This is a genomic window from Pseudomonas silesiensis, assembly GCF_001661075.1.
Classification (GTDB): Bacteria; Pseudomonadota; Gammaproteobacteria; order Pseudomonadales; family Pseudomonadaceae; genus Aquipseudomonas; species Aquipseudomonas silesiensis.
Map to the genome: position 1 here is coordinate 1,949,029 of NZ_CP014870.1, position 14,997 is coordinate 1,964,025.

Sequence of the window (14,997 nt, forward strand, 5' to 3'; positions counted from 1 at the left end):
TCATGGCACATACGCTTGCAGGCAGTTCCCGTCCTTCGCGTTACGCTGATCTGCAGCTCGACTCGCCAGCCGCCATCACCGCGCGCACGGAGTTGGCGGCATGCTTTCAATTGGCGGCGCTGCACGGATTGGAAGAGGGCATCTGTAACCATTTTTCCGCCATGGTCCCAGGCCGCGATGACCTGTTTTTCGTCAATCCCTACGGCTATGCGTTCGCTGAAGTGACCGCTGAAAACCTGTTGGTCTGCGATTTTCACGGCCATGTCGTGGACGGCGAAGGCCTGCCGGAAGCAACGGCGTTTTACATCCATGCTCGCCTGCACAAACAGTTACCGCGGGTGAAAGTGGCGTTTCACACGCATATGCCGCACGCCACGGCGTTGTGTCTGCTGCAAGGCCCGCCGCTGTTGTGGCTGGGTCAGACGGCGCTGAAGTTTTACGGCCGTACCGCGGTGGATGAGCACTACAACGGCCTGGCCCTCGATGAATCCGAAGGCGACCGGATCGCCAGCGTCATGGGCAATGCCGACATTGTTTTTTTGAAGAACCACGGGGTGATCATCGCTGCGCCGACCATCGCCGAGGCCTGGGACGATCTGTATTACCTGGAGCGCGCCGCCCAGGTGCAGCTGATGGCGATGGCGACCCAGCGCGAACTCAAACCGGTGCCTCACGAGATCGCCCAGCGAGCTTACGAACAAATGCGCCTGGGCGATGCCGAGAGTGCCCGGGCGCATTTGCACAGTGCGATGCGACGGCTGGCCAAAGGTGATCTCCGTCCCACCACGGCGTAGCCCGGATGAAAAGCAGCCGACGTTCATCGGCTGCGTTTATTCGTTCAACTGCCCGTGCCGCCGCCCGCACCACCCGTTCCGCCCCCTGCGGCCCCCGTGCCGCCGCCCGCACCGGAGCCAGAACCGCTGGCCCCGCCGGTGGTGCCGGTGTCCGAGCCGCCCGAGTCGGTCTGATTGCCGCTCGAGGGCTCGCCGGGGGTGTTATCCGGTGGCGTGGTCGGACCGCTGGTGGCGCCGGATTGGGTCCCGGTCGCATCGGCACCATCGCTCGACCCTGCGAATGTGGCCGCTGACGCCACCGATAACAATCCGGCCAACAACAACGAAGTGATTTTGCTGTTCATCATGGTGGGTCTCCAAAAGAAGAATCGTTACCTGAAGTTGGTGTGAGAGGGCGGGGAGTTGGTGCCGGTTGGATGACGAGTGGTGGGGGGCGCCATTCATCATCAACGCGGGGCTGGCGACGCAACCACCAAAACCTGCAGATGTCACACGCTAGGCACCCCGCCATCAGGAGCGTTGGCCTCATGAAGAATTTGCGAATCGCGACCTTCAACATCAACGGCATGCGCGCCCGGCTGCCGAACCTGCTGGCCTGGCTGGAGCGAGAAAAACCGGACATTGCCTGCTTGCAGGAACTCAAGTCGGTGGACACTGCGTTCCCCGCCGCAGAACTTGAGGCCGCTGGCTACGGCGCGATCTGGCAAGGTCAGTCGTCATGGAACGGGGTGGCGATCCTGGCGCGGGATGCACAACCGCTGGAGAGTCGGCGCGGTTTGCCGGGCGATGACAGCGATACCCACAGTCGTTATCTGGAAGCCGCCGTGCACGGCATCCTGGTGGGTTGCCTGTACCTGCCCAACGGCAATCCGCAACCGGGGCCGAAGTTCGATTACAAACTGGCATGGTTCGAACGGTTGATCGCCTATGCCAAGAACCTGCAAAGCAGCGAACACCCGGTGGTGCTGGCGGGCGACTACAACGTGGTGCCGACCGACCTGGACATCTACAACCCGCGGTCCTGGCTCAAGGATGCGTTGCTGCAACCGCAAAGCCGCGAGTGTTATCAGCGGTTGCTGGATCAGGGCTGGACCGATTCCCTGCGTCACCTGTATCCGGAGGATCGCCTTTACACCTTCTGGGATTACTTCCGGCAGCACTGGCAGAAAAACTCGGGGCTGCGCATCGATCACCTGTTGCTCAACCCGGCATTGAGTCCTTACTTGCAAGAGGCGGGTGTCGACGCCTGGGTGCGCAACGAACCCCATGCCAGCGATCATGCGCCGACCTGGATTCGACTGGGTTCGCGCAAGCGGCGCTGATTTTACCTGGGTGGCGATTGGCTAAATCAATTGTCGGCCGGACCGGTTTTTCCCTTATACATGGCGGCCAATAGCGCAGAAATCTGCGGCCCCTGCATAAGGATCGAGCAATGAGCGAGCCACGCCTGACCCACCTGGCGGTGTACCTGCAACGCCTGGGCTACGATGCCCCTCCGGCACCGACCCTGGAAACCCTGCGCCTGTTGCAACGGCGCCACACCGGTGCCTTTGCGTTCGAAAATCTCACCACCCTGTCGGGCGAGCCGGTGCTCATCGATTTACCGTCCGTGGAGCAAAAAGTCCTGCTCGAGGGTCGCGGCGGGTACTGCTATGAGCTCAACAGCCTGTACCTGGCCTTGCTCAAGGAGCTGGGCTTTGACGCGCGCGGTATCTCCGGGCGGGTAGTCATGGGCCAGCCCGAAGGCGCCTGGACCGCGCGAACGCACCGCTTGAGCCTGGTGACCCTGGGCGGTGTGCGCTACATCACCGACGTCGGCTTCGGCGGCATGGTGCCCACCGCGCCGCTCATACTCGATTCGACGACCGAACAGCTCACCCCCCACGAACCCTATCGCATCGAGCAGCATGACGACGGCTACACCCTGCGCGCCAACGTCGCCGGGGAGTGGAAAGCGATGTACATCTTCGATCTGCAACGCCAGGAAGACATCGATTATGCCGTCGGCAACTGGTACGTCTCGACCCATCCTGAATCGTCGTTCAGAAAACAGCTGATGGTGGCGCGAACGGGGGAGGGATGGCGACGTACGTTGAATAACGGCAGCTTTGCGATTCATCGGGTCGGCAGCGAGAGCGAGCGGCGGCAGGTGGCGGACGTAGACGAACTGGTGGCGTTGCTGGCGCGCGAGTTTGGGATTCGGGTGCCGGAGCATGCAGGGTTGAAAAGCGTGCTGGGGCGGTTGATCGAGCCTGCACAGGAGGCAAGCCAAATGTCGTGAGGGAAATATTTCAAGGTTTTTTGATGGCCGCTTGCGGCGAGCCTGTAAGGCGGAAATGGACATATGTCCATAATCTGACCGACGAGTTGTATACAACTCTATAGACATTTGTCCTGAGTCTTGCATACAGTGTGCGCACAACAAAAACCAGGGAACCCCCCAAACCATGAAAACGCCCTCTGTTTCACACCAACGGCCCGAGGACGAGAATCTCGGGGTCGGCGCGAATATGGCTTATGGCCTGCAACATGTTCTGACCATGTACGGCGGCATCGTCGCGGTGCCCTTGATCATCGGCCAGGCGGCCGGGCTCTCGCCGGCGGACATCGGATTGTTGATTGCTGCTTCATTGTTTGCGGGGGGCTTGGCGACATTACTGCAAACACTGGGTTTACCGTTTTTCGGTTGTCAGTTGCCGCTGGTCCAGGGCGTGTCGTTCTCCGGCGTCGCGACCATGGTGGCGATTGTCAGCAGTGGCGGGGAGGGTGGCTTCCAGTCGATTCTCGGGGCGGTGATTGCCGCGTCCCTGATCGGTTTGCTGATCACGCCGGTGTTCTCGCGCATCACCAAGTTCTTCCCGCCGTTGGTGACGGGCATCGTCATCACCACCATCGGCCTGACGCTGATGCCGGTGGCGGCGCGCTGGGCTATGGGTGGCAACAGTCACGCGCCGGACTTCGGCAGCATGGCGAACATCGGGCTGGCGGCGGTGACGCTGGTGCTGGTCCTGTTGTTGAGCAAGGTCGGCAGCGCGACCATCTCCCGTTTGTCGATTCTACTGGCCATGGTGATCGGTACGGTGCTCGCGGTGTTCCTCGGCATGGCGGACTTCTCGTCGGTGACTCAGGGCCCGATGTTCGGCTTCCCGACCCCCTTCCACTTCGGCATGCCGACCTTTCACTTCGCGGCGATTCTGTCGATGTGCATCGTGGTCATGGTGACCCTGGTGGAAACGTCGGCGGACATCCTGGCAGTGGGTGAAATCATCGATACCAAGGTGGATTCCAAACGCCTGGGCAATGGCCTGCGGGCCGACATGCTGTCGAGCATGATCGCGCCGATCTTCGGCTCCTTCACCCAAAGCGCCTTTGCCCAGAACGTCGGGCTGGTGGCCGTGACCGGGATCAAGAGCCGCTTCGTGGTCGCCACCGGCGGCTTGTTCCTGGTGATTCTCGGCTTGCTGCCGTTCATGGGCCGGGTCATCGCCGCGGTACCGACCTCGGTACTCGGCGGTGCCGGCATCGTGTTGTTCGGCACTGTGGCCGCCAGCGGCATTCGGACGCTGTCCAAGGTCGACTACCGCAACAACGTCAACCTGATCATCGTTGCCACCTCCATCGGCTTCGGCATGATCCCCATTGCCGCACCGAACTTCTACGACCACTTCCCCAGCTGGTTCGCCACGATCTTCCACTCGGGCATCAGCTCCTCGGCGATCATGGCCATCGTGCTGAACCTGGCCTTCAACCACCTCACTGCCGGTAACTCCGACCAGCAATCGGTGTTTGCGGCGGGTACCGAGCGGGTGCTGCGTTACCAGGACCTGGCGGCATTGCGCGAAGGGGATTATTTCAGCGAAGGCAAGTTGCATGACTGTGATGGCAAGGAGATTCCGGTGATAGAGGCGGAGCATGAGCATGAGCATGAGCATGAGCATGAGCATGAGCATGGGCATGCCGAGCCGCGGGCGGGGCATGCGAAAAGCGGTGAGCATGTGTGATTGAAAGAGGCGTCCTACGGGGCGCCTCTTTTGCAACTGACAAGCGCCGGCCCCTGTGGTTTACACCTGTTTCACCCCAACGCCCGATGCACCGCATCGGGCGTTTTGTATTTTAAGGACAGGTGCGGGCGCTCCTGGTTGTAGATCAGGATCGCTTCCCGCACCATTTGCTCCGCTTGCGCCCAGTTGTCGTGCCTTGGACGTTTGTGCGGAGAAATGCTCGGGCAATTCCACACGGGGTTCTGAGTAGTCGGGGCCCACTGCGCAACCTGCAACCATACCCAAACACAGTAAGACGGCGAAACGAGGAGGAGGGTGCATGCGATGCCTGCGAAAGGGTCGGTTTGTGACGATATTACAATTTGGTCACAAGTTGTCAACCACCTTTGGGATGAGTAAGCTGCTCGCATGAATCAGCCATCAGTTTCTTCGCCCAGCGCCCGTGGCCCAGCCGATCACGACATTCGAGACCAGATTGTCGCGGCGGCCAACGAACATTTCAGTCAATATGGTTATGGCAAAACAACGGTTTCTGACCTAGCCAAGGCCATCGGCTTTTCCAAGGCTTACATCTACAAATTCTTTGAATCCAAGCAGGCGATTGGTGAAGCAATCTGTACAAATTGCCTGACTGAAATCGTTGCGGCAGTGGAGCAAGCCATCAATGTAGACGGCATCTCCCCGACTGAACGTTTTCGGCGCCTGGTCAAAACCTTAATCGCTACAGGTGTGAGCCTGTTCTTTAACGACCGTAAACTCTACGACATCGCAGCGTTCGCCGCGTCGGAGCGATGGCCCAGCTCACAAGTCTATGACGCTCGGATCAAGAGCTTCGTGTTGCAAATCGTGCGTGAGGGGCGAGAGCTCGGCGAGTTTGAACGCAAGACTCCGCTGGACGAGACGGTAGAGTCGATTCATCTCGCTCTGCGGCCTTTCATGAATCCTCTGCTATTGCAGTACAACCTCGATTTTGTTGAAGAAGCCCCTTCTCTCATCTCCAATCTTGTTCTGCGCAGCCTGATGCCTTAAACCTCTGCTGACGGATGCGCTGTGCATCCGTATCAGCGTGTGCGCCTGAAAAAACCAGATATCAAGCCTCTCTGCTTTGCTCTGATCAAGTGGGCGATGTTCATTCATCTCGGTAGTGACTATTGACAGAAATGGTCACTTGAATAAGCATGGTGCATCCGCTACCGAGAGGTCTTTATGATCCAGCGCCACCGCATGTCAGCCATTTTCATTGTCTTGTTGCCGTTTGCGCTGGCGGCCTGCAACGAGGCCACGCCTGCCGATCCTCGCCTTCAAGTGCCCTTGGTGCGCATCGGCGTGGTTCAACCCTCCGCGCCTGCGGCACGGGTATTCACTGGTATCGTCGCGGCCCGGGTTCAGAGCGATCTCGGTTTTCGGGTACCTGGGAAGGTCTTGGAGCGTTTGGTGGATGCTGGACAGAGTGTCAAGCGCGGGCAGCCCCTTATGCGAATCGATGCCAACGACCTGACGCTGACCGCGCGGGCACAGCAGGAAGCGGTACTGGCCGCCATGGCCCGAGCTCGGCAGGCCTCCGATGACGAGCTTCGCTACCGTGATCTGGTGTCCGTCGGAGCGGTATCTGCTTCAGCTTACGCAGGGTTCAAAGCAGCTGCCGACTCGGCGAAAGCCCAACTCAACGCTGCCCGGGCCCAGGCTGATGTGGCGAAAAACGCGACCGGTTATTCGACGTTGCTGGCGGATGCTGACGGGGTGGTAGTGGATACCTTGGCGGAGCCGGGGCAGGTAGTTGGCGCTGGGCAGGTGGTGGTACGCGTTGCCCATTCGGGGCAGCGCGAGGCCGTGATCCAGTTACCCGAGACGCTACGTCCTGCGCTGGGCTCGGCGGCGACGGTTGAGCTATACGGCCAGCACCAGACTGCAGGTAAAGCGCGTTTACGCCAGTTGTCCGACTCTGCCGACCGACAGACCCGAACGTTTGAAGCGCGTTATGTGCTGGAGGGGGCACTCTCCAACGCCACCCTGGGTTCGACGATCTCAGTGGTTATCGCTGACACGGATGTTGCTGATGCCAAGGAATTACAGGTGCCCATGGGGGCCCTCTACGACGCCGGTAAAGGTCCGGGGGTCTGGGTGGTGGGCGGGGAACCTGAGCAGGTGGCATGGCGCCCGATCAAGGTTCGCGGCCTGAATAATGAGGCCATCGCGCGCGTGACGGGGGATCTGCAGGTGGGTGATCGTGTTGTCGCATTGGGTGCTCACTTGCTGAGCGAGGGAGAGAAGGTCAGGACTGAACTCGCCGATGCTCCGCAAAATTCAGTGGTTGAGGTAAGTCGATGAGCGGCTTCAATCTTTCGGCGCTGGCCGTACGCGAGCGCTCAATCACCCTGTTTTTGATCCTGCTGATTTCTGTGGGTGGGTTGTACGCCTTCTTCAAACTGGGGCGTGCGGAAGATCCCGCATTCACCATTAAACAAATGACGGTGGTCACTGCCTGGCCTGGGGCGACGGCCCAGGAGATGCAAGACCAGGTGGTAGAAAAGCTGGAAAAACGCATGCAGGAGCTGCGTTGGTACGATCGGACCGAGACCTTTACCCGGCCCGGCTTGGCATTCACTACAGTGTACCTGCTCGACAGCACGCCGCCCTCAGCGGTCCAGGAGGAGTTTTACCAGGCGCGCAAGAAAATTCTGGATGAGCAGAAGGGGTTGCCGTCTGGGGTGATCGGCCCGATGGTCAATGATGAGTATTCCGATGTCACCTTCGCGCTCTATGCGCTCAAGGCCAAGGGCGAGCCGCAACGTCTGTTGGTGCGCGAAGCCGAGAGCTTGCGCCAGCGTCTGCTGCATGTGGCGGGTGTGAAGAAGGTCAACATCATTGGTGAACAGGCCGAGCGCGTTTTTGTCGAGCTGTCCTACGAGCGTCTGGCGACACTGGGCATTTCTGCACGAGACATCTTCAGTGCGCTGAACACGCAAAACATGATAACCCCGGCCGGTTCGGTAGAAGCGAAGGGGCCCCAGGTTTTCATCCGCCTGGATGGCGCGTTTGATGACCTGCAGAAGATTCGTAATACCCCACTGACGGTGCAGGGCAGAACCCTCAAGTTGTCCGATGTGGCTGAGGTCAAGCGCGGTTATGAGGACCCCGCGACATTCCTGGTACGCAACAACAGCGAGCCGGCACTGTTGCTCGGCGTGGTCATGCGCGATGGCTGGAACGGCCTGGATTTGGGGAAGTCGCTGGATGCTGAGGCAACAGCGACCAATGAGCAGATGCCTTTGGGCATGAGCCTGACCAAGGTCACGGATCAGGCGGTGAATATTGGCGCCTCCGTCAACGAGTTCATGGTGAAGTTTTTTGCTGCCTTGGGCGTGGTGCTGCTGGTGTGTTTTCTCAGCATGGGCTGGCGTGTCGGCGTTGTGGTTGCCGCAGCGGTGCCGCTGACTCTGGCGGCCGTGTTCATTGTCATGGCGGCCACGGGCAAAGACTTCGATCGAATTACCCTGGGCTCGTTGATTCTGGCGCTGGGGCTGCTGGTGGACGATGCAATCATTGCCATTGAAATGATGGTGGTGAAGATGGAGGAGGGCTACGACCGAATCAAGGCCTCCGCTTATGCCTGGAGCCACACGGCCGCGCCGATGTTGTCGGGGACGTTGGTGACGGCGATCGGCTTTATGCCCAACGGTTTTGCCAAGTCGACCGCTGGTGAGTACACCGCGAACATGTTCTGGATCGTTGGCATTGCGCTGATCACTTCCTGGGTGGTGGCCGTGGTGTTTACCCCTTACCTGGGCGTCAAACTGCTGCCGCAGATCAAGGTGCCTGAAGGCGGGCATACGGCGATTTACGGTACACCGAACTACCAGCGTTTCAGGCGCCTTCTGGGCAGTGTGATCCGCCGCAAAGGCCTGGTGGCGACATCCGTCGTGGGCTTGTTTGTTGTTGCGATTCTGGGCATGGGCGTGGTCAACAAGCAGTTCTTCCCAACGTCCGACCGGCCTGAGGTGCTGGTTGAGGTGCAGATGCCTTACGGCACCTCTATCGAACAGACTGATGTGGCGGCGGCCAAGGTCGAGGCGTGGTTGGCTCAGCAGCCGGAGGCCAGGATCGTCACCGCTTACATTGGCCAGGGCGCGCCGCGCTTCTACTTGGCGATGGCCCCTGAACTACCCGATCCATCCTTCGCAAAAATCGTCGTCCTGACCGCGAATCAGCAAGAGCGTGAGGCGCTCAAGCTCCGCCTCAGACAAGCCGCGGCCGATGGCTTGGCACCTGAAGCTCGGGTGCGGGTGACGCAGTTGGTATTTGGTCCTTATTCACCGTATCCGGTGGCCTTTCGGGTGATGGGCGCCGACCCCGCAGTGTTGCGGGATATCGCCGCGCAGGTGCGTGAGGTCATGACCGCCAGCCCCATGATGAGAACCGTCAACACCGACTTGGGCGAGCGCGTGCCGGCACTTCATCTCACGCTGGATCAGGATCGCCTGCAAGCATTCGGCTTGACCTCGACCGATGTCGCGCAACAGCTGCAATTTCTGCTCACGGGGGTGCCTGTCACCGAGGTGCGTGAGGACATTCGTTCGGTTCAGGTGGTCGCTCGCTCCGCTGGTGAGACGCGTCTGGATCCATCGAAAATTGCCGCCTTCACGCTGAACGGCGTCCAAGGCCAGCGCGTTTCGCTGTCCCAGGTAGGGGCAGTGGATGTGCGCATGGAAGAGCCCATCCTGCGACGTCGTGATCGTACGCCGACAATAACCGTGCGCGGTGACGTGGCTGAAGGTCTTCAGCCTCCCGATGTCTCCAACGCCTTGAAAACGCAGTTGCAACCTATCATCGAAAAGCTGCCGGCGGGCTACCGCATTGAGTTTGCTGGCGCGATCGAGGAGTCGGGTAAAGCAAACAAGGCATTGCTGCCGTTGTTCCCGATCATGATCGCGCTGATGTTGCTGACCATCATCATTCAGGTGCGCTCGATGTCGGCAATGATGATGGTGTTTGCCACCGCGCCTTTGGGCCTGATTGGTGTGGTGCCAATTCTGCTGCTGTTCCAGCAGCCGTTCGGGATCAACGCCTTGGTGGGATTGATTGCCTTGTCAGGGATTCTGATGCGCAACACGCTGATCCTCATTGGCCAGATTCACTCTAATAAACAAGCCGGCCTGTCGCCTTACAACGCCGTGGTCGAAGCCACTGTGCAGCGTGCACGGCCAGTGATTCTCACGGCGTTGGCGGCGATGCTGGCGTTCATTCCGCTGACCCATTCTGTGTTCTGGGGAACGCTGGCCTACACCCTGATTGGCGGTACGTTTGCTGGCACCGTGCTGACCCTGGTGTTCCTGCCAGCGATGTACGCCCTCTGGTTCAAGATCAAGCCCGAGCCCGCGCATGAGCTTGCAGCGAACACTCATGTTGCTTGATACCTGCGTGCCTGGATCGTTTCAAAAAGCCTGTTTGGATGGGCTCGCAAACTCTGCCCTTAAAACGGCTGGTACCCACCGGAATCCGACAGAACGCCAAAACGAAAAAACCCGCCAGAAGGCGGGTTTTTCGGGGGGGGGGTCAGAGATTTTGAAAGCCTTCTCTGGAACCTTGTCTGGCTCCACGACCTGGACTCGAACCAGGGACCCAGTGATTAACAGTCACTTGCTCTACCAACTGAGCTATCGCGGAATGCCGTGTATGTTACTGATTCAAAAAGAGAAGTCAAGCATCTGTTGGCGATGGGACGGTTTCGATGAGACGGACGGTGGTTTATCGATCATTGACGGTTACCAGAACGGGCTCAGGGGTCTACCATGGCCGCCCGGAAGTGGTTACACGCGCTGCCGGCCATTCGCCGAAAAGGTACGCGCCATGAATCACCCAATCCTCACGCCTCGCCACCACGAGGTGCTTGCATGAGCATCGCTCAGATCAGCCTGCCCAAAGGCGTCGGCCCTCACGCCGAGAAATTGTTCGACGCGATCACTCAGGCCAGCACCGCCGACGAGTTGAACCGCGCCGGTGGCAAGGCCGAAGGCTTCGTCCTCGGCCTGGAAAGCACCAAGGCGATCAAGAGTCAGGTCGCCGAATCGCTGTATGTGGCCTATGACGATGCCGCCAGCCAGCGTGCAACCGAACTGGCCTAACCGCCGAAGGTGATAGTGCCGAGCATCAGTTTGGCGTACAGCATCGTCGCGGCCAGTTGCACCAGCCACAAGGCCAGGCCGCCGAGGAAGACGCCGGTGGCCACTTGCATCACCAGGTTGTTCCCGCGTTTGGCCGGGGTGCGCGGGACGAAGGCATCCAGGTCGTCCAGGTCATCGCGCTCGGCGCGTAGGTCATCGTTTTTCATGTGCATTCTCATCAGAATTCTCGGGTGTACATGAACCTGTAGGAGCCGGCTTGTCGGATCGCCGCACCGCGGCGAAGGCGTCTTCATGGGCGATGTAAGTCTTGAGGCCGCCTTCGCTGGCAAGCCAGCTCCTACAGGGGGGACAGATGTGTGCAGTCTAGAGCGCTTGCCTGGCGGGTTGAAAATTATCTGGGACAAATAAAAACGGGAAGCCCGAAGGCTTCCCGTTTCACATCGCAAAGTTGAATCAAATCACCTGAACGATCGCATCCGTCACAACCTTGATGTTGCTCTGGTTCAACGCCGCAACGCAGATTCGGCCAGTATCCAGCGCGTAGATACCGAACTCGTTGCGCAGACGGGTCACCTGCTCAACCGTCAGGCCGGAGTAGGAGAACATGCCGCGCTGACGACCGACGAAGCTGAAATCACGCTGGGGCGCGTTTTTCGCCAGCAGGTCGACCATCTGGGTGCGCATGTCGCGAATCCGCAGGCGCATTTCGGCCAGTTCTTCTTCCCACTGGGCGCGCAATTGCGGGCTGTTCAGCACCGCGGCGACGATGCTGGCACCGTGGGTCGGCGGGTTGGAGTAGTTGGTGCGGATCACGCGCTTGACTTGCGACAGTACGCGCGCGCTTTCTTCTTTCGATTCGCTGACGATCGACAGGGCGCCTACGCGCTCGCCGTACAACGAGAAGGATTTGGAGAACGAGCTGGAGACGAAGAACGTCAGGCCCGACTCGGCGAACAGGCGCACGGCAGCCGCGTCTTCGTCGATACCGTCGCCAAAGCCCTGGTAGGCCATGTCGAGGAACGGCACGTGACCTTTGGCTTTCACCACTTCCAGGACGTTGTTCCAGTCCTCCGGGCTCAGGTCGACGCCGGTCGGGTTGTGGCAGCAGGCGTGCAGCACCACGATCGAACCGGACGGCAGGGCGTTCAGGTCTTCCAGCAGGCCGGTACGGTTTACGTCGTGGGTCGCGGCGTCGTAGTAGCGGTAGTTCTGCACCGGGAAGCCGGCGGTTTCGAACAGTGCGCGGTGGTTTTCCCAGCTCGGGTCGCTGATCGCCACGACGGCGTTCGGCAGCAGTTGCTTGAGGAAGTCGGCGCCGATTTTCAGGGCGCCAGTACCGCCGACGGCCTGGGTGGTGATGACGCGGCCGGCAGCGATCAGCGGCGAGTCATTGCCAAACAGCAGTTTCTGTACGGCCTGGTCATAGGCCGCGATGCCGTCGATCGGCAAGTAGCCCCGGGACGCGTGTTGAGCGACGCGAATCGTCTCGGCTTCGACAACGGCGCGCAGGAGTGGAATTCGCCCCTCCTCGTTGCAATAAACACCGACCCCCAGGTTGACCTTGTTGGTACGGGTATCGGCGTTGAATGCTTCGTTGAGGCCCAGGATTGGATCGCGTGGTGCCATTTCGACAGCGGAGAACAGGCTCATTTTTGCGGCGGCTCTGAATGGAGAGTGGAGGGACGTGTCGCGCTCCAGCCGAATGCACTAGAGCGGTGCACAAACGGGGAGCTAGTATAGAGGCCATCACTGATCCAAGGCGACAGGCATTTCGACTTTTAACGTAGGTTTTCAGGATTATTTTTCGATCGATCGTCGATTGATTGCGTCAAAGACTTCAAGGGTTGTAGGACGTTTGCCTTGAAAGCGCAGGCAATCGGCGCCACATTGAGCATAATCCCAGTTTTTTCCTCGGGCGACATCGGTCGTTTGCGGTCTTTTTCGTTGCTGTCCAGTTGCCCGGCCAGGCGCGAACCCAGAGGTTTTGTATGTCTGAATTCCAGCTAGTGACCCGCTTCGAGCCCGCCGGCGATCAGCCGGAAGCCATCCGCCTGATGGTCGAGGGTATCGAAGCCGGGCTGGCGCACCAGACGTTGCTCGGTGTGACCGGCTCGGGCAAGACCTTCAGCATCGCCAACGTCATCGCCCAGGTGCAGCGCCCGACCCTGGTGCTGGCGCCGAACAAGACCCTGGCCGCCCAGTTGTACGGTGAGTTCAAGGCGTTCTTCCCGAACAACGCAGTGGAGTACTTCGTTTCCTACTACGACTACTACCAGCCGGAAGCTTACGTACCGTCTTCGGACACCTTCATCGAGAAGGATGCGTCGATCAACGACCACATCGAGCAGATGCGTTTGTCCGCCACCAAGGCGCTGCTGGAGCGCAAGGACGCGATCATTGTCACCACGGTGTCATGCATCTACGGTCTGGGTAGCCCGGAAACCTATTTGAAGATGGTGCTGCACGTGGATCGTGGCGACAAACTCGATCAGCGTGCGTTGCTGCGCCGGCTCGCCGACCTGCAATACACCCGCAACGATATGGAGTTCGCCCGCGCGACCTTCCGGGTGCGTGGCGATGTGATTGATATCCACCCGGCAGAATCCGATTTCGAAGCGATCCGCATCGAGCTGTTCGATGACGAGGTCGAGAGCCTGTCCGCCTTCGATCCGCTGACCGGGGAAGTGATCCGCAAGCTGCCGCGTTTCACCTTCTACCCGAAAAGCCACTACGTGACGCCGCGGGAGACCCTGCTTGGCGCCGTGGAAGGGATCAAGGTCGAGCTGCAGGAGCGCCTGGACTACCTGCGGTCCAACAACAAACTGGTGGAAGCCCAGCGTCTGGAGCAGCGTACCCGGTTCGACCTGGAGATGATCCTCGAGCTGGGTTATTGCAACGGTATCGAAAACTACTCGCGCTACCTGTCCGGCCGCGAATCCGGCCAGGCGCCGCCCACCCTGTTCGACTACCTGCCGGCCGATGCCTTGCTGGTGATCGACGAATCCCACGTCAGCGTGCCGCAGGTCGGCGCGATGTACAAAGGGGACCGCTCGCGCAAGGAAACGCTGGTGGAATACGGTTTCCGCCTGCCGTCGGCGCTGGATAACCGGCCGATGCGGTTCGACGAATTCGAACACATCAGCCCGCAGACGATTTTCGTCTCGGCGACGCCGGGCAATTACGAGGCGGAGCACGCCGGTCGCGTGGTCGAGCAACTGGTCCGTCCGACGGGCCTGGTGGACCCGCAAATCGAAATCCGTCCGGCGCTGACCCAGGTCGACGATCTGCTTTCGGAAATCTCCAAGCGCGTGGCATTGGAGGAGCGGGTGCTGGTGACCACGCTGACCAAGCGCATGTCCGAAGACCTGACCGATTACCTGGCCGACCACGGCGTGCGTGTGCGTTACCTGCACTCGGACATCGACACGGTGGAGCGGGTCGAGATCATCCGCGACCTGCGCCTCGGAACCTTCGATGTGCTGGTGGGGATCAACCTGCTGCGTGAAGGCCTGGACATGCCGGAAGTCTCGCTGGTGGCGATTCTCGATGCGGACAAGGAAGGTTTCCTGCGTTCCGAGCGCTCACTGATCCAGACCATCGGCCGCGCGGCACGTAACCTCAATGGCCGGGCGATTCTGTATGCGGACCGGATCACCGGCTCGATGGAGCGGGCGATCGGCGAGACCGAGCGGCGTCGCGACAAGCAGATCGCCTTCAACCTGGCCAACGGCATCACGCCCAAGGGGGTGTTCAAGGACGTGGCCGACATCATGGAAGGCGCCACCGTACCGGGTTCGCGCAGCAAGAAGCGCAAAGGCATGGCCAAGGCCGCCGAGGAAAGCGCCAAATACGAAGCCGAACTGCGCTCGCCGGGTGAAATCGCCAAACGCATTAAAGCCCTGGAAGAGAAGATGTACGCGCTGGCCCGTGACCTGGAATTCGAAGCGGCAGCGCAGATGCGCGATGAAATTAGCAAGTTGCGGGAGCGGTTGATTACGGTTTGAGATGTTCAGTGAATGGGCAGGCCTCATCGCGGGCAAGCCCGCTCCCACAGGGTATGTGGGTGAACACATAGTGTGT

General features: G+C 60.0%; 12 protein-coding genes, 1 tRNA gene and 1 pseudogene. 9 read left to right on the forward strand and 5 right to left on the reverse strand.

Features of this window, described 5'->3' with window-relative positions; translation table 11 throughout:
- The first annotated feature begins 2 nt into the window (after nt 1–2).
- The gene (locus tag PMA3_RS08850) at nt 3–794 is read left to right on the forward strand and encodes an aldolase (protein ID WP_064676801.1); all 792 of its coding nucleotides are present in this window, start codon (nt 3–5) and stop codon (nt 792–794) included.
- Nucleotides 795–838: 44 nt separating this feature from the next.
- Here the strand turns inward: PMA3_RS08850 and PMA3_RS30600 are convergent, their stop codons facing one another.
- On the reverse strand, nt 839–1,141 hold the full coding sequence (locus PMA3_RS30600; protein ID WP_082930281.1) for a hypothetical protein: 303 nt from the start codon (nt 1,139–1,141) through the stop codon (nt 839–841).
- 180 nt (nt 1,142–1,321) lie between these two features.
- Here PMA3_RS30600 and PMA3_RS08860 point away from each other — a divergent pair, with 180 nt between their 5' ends.
- From PMA3_RS08860 to PMA3_RS08870, 3 genes are all read left to right on the forward strand, one after another.
- Nucleotides 1,322–2,116, forward strand: coding sequence for an exodeoxyribonuclease III (locus PMA3_RS08860; protein WP_064676803.1), 795 nt, complete (start codon nt 1,322–1,324; stop codon nt 2,114–2,116).
- 110 nt (nt 2,117–2,226) lie between these two features.
- Entirely contained in the window at nt 2,227–3,075 is an 849-nt protein-coding gene (locus PMA3_RS08865) for an arylamine N-acetyltransferase family protein (RefSeq protein WP_064676804.1), read from the forward strand.
- A 166-nt stretch (nt 3,076–3,241) separates the two neighbouring features.
- Entirely contained in the window at nt 3,242–4,795 is a 1,554-nt protein-coding gene (locus PMA3_RS08870) for a nucleobase:cation symporter-2 family protein (protein ID WP_064676805.1), read from the forward strand.
- Between the two features lie 71 nt (nt 4,796–4,866).
- Here the strand turns inward: PMA3_RS08870 and PMA3_RS30605 are convergent.
- Nucleotides 4,867–4,974 (reverse strand): annotated as a pseudogene (locus PMA3_RS30605) (integrase core domain-containing protein); the annotation flags it as partial.
- A gap of 229 nt (nt 4,975–5,203) precedes the next feature.
- Between PMA3_RS30605 and PMA3_RS08875 the strand changes: the two are divergent.
- The 3 genes from PMA3_RS08875 to PMA3_RS08885 all read left to right on the forward strand — a co-directional run bounded on the left by PMA3_RS08875 (nt 5,204) and on the right by PMA3_RS08885 (nt 10,206).
- A complete protein-coding gene (locus PMA3_RS08875) occupies nt 5,204–5,824 on the forward strand; it encodes a TetR/AcrR family transcriptional regulator (protein WP_064676806.1) in 621 nt (206 codons plus the stop codon).
- 177 nt (nt 5,825–6,001) lie between these two features.
- Nucleotides 6,002–7,123 carry an efflux RND transporter periplasmic adaptor subunit gene (locus PMA3_RS08880; protein ID WP_064676807.1) on the forward strand — a complete coding sequence of 374 codons (1,122 nt, stop codon included), beginning with the start codon at nt 6,002–6,004 and terminating at the stop codon, nt 7,121–7,123.
- Complete coding sequence (locus PMA3_RS08885; protein ID WP_064676808.1) at nt 7,120–10,206, forward strand: efflux RND transporter permease subunit; 3,087 nt, start codon at nt 7,120–7,122, stop codon at nt 10,204–10,206. The genes PMA3_RS08880 and PMA3_RS08885 overlap by 4 nt, the downstream gene beginning before the upstream one ends.
- Nucleotides 10,207–10,383: 177 nt before the next feature.
- On the opposite strand, the gene PMA3_RS08890 is transcribed toward PMA3_RS08885, so the two are convergent.
- Nucleotides 10,384–10,459 (reverse strand) — tRNA-Asn (locus tag PMA3_RS08890).
- A gap of 227 nt (nt 10,460–10,686) precedes the next feature.
- Here PMA3_RS08890 and PMA3_RS08895 point away from each other — a divergent pair.
- Nucleotides 10,687–10,917 carry a hypothetical protein gene (locus tag PMA3_RS08895; protein ID WP_008007186.1) on the forward strand — a complete coding sequence of 77 codons (231 nt, stop codon included), beginning with the start codon at nt 10,687–10,689 and terminating at the stop codon, nt 10,915–10,917.
- On the opposite strand, the gene PMA3_RS08900 is transcribed toward PMA3_RS08895, so the two are convergent.
- Together PMA3_RS08900 and PMA3_RS08905 are read right to left on the reverse strand one after the other, a co-directional pair.
- Nucleotides 10,914–11,123 carry a hypothetical protein gene (locus PMA3_RS08900; protein WP_064676809.1) on the reverse strand — a complete coding sequence of 70 codons (210 nt, stop codon included), beginning with the start codon at nt 11,121–11,123 and terminating at the stop codon, nt 10,914–10,916. The two genes, PMA3_RS08895 and PMA3_RS08900, sit on opposite strands and share 4 nt — an antisense overlap.
- A 247-nt stretch (nt 11,124–11,370) precedes the next feature.
- The gene (locus PMA3_RS08905; RefSeq protein ID WP_064676810.1) at nt 11,371–12,567 is read right to left on the reverse strand and encodes an amino acid aminotransferase; all 1,197 of its coding nucleotides are present in this window, start codon (nt 12,565–12,567) and stop codon (nt 11,371–11,373) included.
- Between the two features lie 338 nt (nt 12,568–12,905).
- Between PMA3_RS08905 and uvrB the strand changes: the two genes are divergently transcribed.
- Entirely contained in the window at nt 12,906–14,921 is a 2,016-nt protein-coding gene (gene uvrB, locus PMA3_RS08910; protein ID WP_064676811.1) for an excinuclease ABC subunit UvrB, read from the forward strand.
- Nucleotides 14,922–14,997 lie beyond the last annotated feature (76 nt).

What these genes read in the sequence shown, in the direction of transcription:
- PMA3_RS08850 (WP_064676801.1), top strand. Translation starts at nt 3, where the DNA reads ATGGCACATACGCTTGCAGGCAGTTCCCGTCCTTCGCGTTACGCTGAT.
- PMA3_RS30600 (WP_082930281.1), bottom strand. Translation starts at nt 1,141, where the DNA reads ATGATGAACAGCAAAATCACTTCGTTGTTGTTGGCCGGATTGTTATCG.
- PMA3_RS08860 (WP_064676803.1), top strand. Translation starts at nt 1,322, where the DNA reads ATGAAGAATTTGCGAATCGCGACCTTCAACATCAACGGCATGCGCGCC.
- PMA3_RS08865 (WP_064676804.1), top strand. Translation starts at nt 2,227, where the DNA reads ATGAGCGAGCCACGCCTGACCCACCTGGCGGTGTACCTGCAACGCCTG.
- PMA3_RS08870 (WP_064676805.1), top strand. Translation starts at nt 3,242, where the DNA reads ATGAAAACGCCCTCTGTTTCACACCAACGGCCCGAGGACGAGAATCTC.
- PMA3_RS08875 (WP_064676806.1), top strand. Translation starts at nt 5,204, where the DNA reads ATGAATCAGCCATCAGTTTCTTCGCCCAGCGCCCGTGGCCCAGCCGAT.
- PMA3_RS08880 (WP_064676807.1), top strand. Translation starts at nt 6,002, where the DNA reads ATGATCCAGCGCCACCGCATGTCAGCCATTTTCATTGTCTTGTTGCCG.
- PMA3_RS08885 (WP_064676808.1), top strand. Translation starts at nt 7,120, where the DNA reads ATGAGCGGCTTCAATCTTTCGGCGCTGGCCGTACGCGAGCGCTCAATC.
- PMA3_RS08895 (WP_008007186.1), top strand. Translation starts at nt 10,687, where the DNA reads ATGAGCATCGCTCAGATCAGCCTGCCCAAAGGCGTCGGCCCTCACGCC.
- PMA3_RS08900 (WP_064676809.1), bottom strand. Translation starts at nt 11,123, where the DNA reads ATGAAAAACGATGACCTACGCGCCGAGCGCGATGACCTGGACGACCTG.
- PMA3_RS08905 (WP_064676810.1), bottom strand. Translation starts at nt 12,567, where the DNA reads ATGAGCCTGTTCTCCGCTGTCGAAATGGCACCACGCGATCCAATCCTG.
- uvrB (WP_064676811.1), top strand. Translation starts at nt 12,906, where the DNA reads ATGTCTGAATTCCAGCTAGTGACCCGCTTCGAGCCCGCCGGCGATCAG.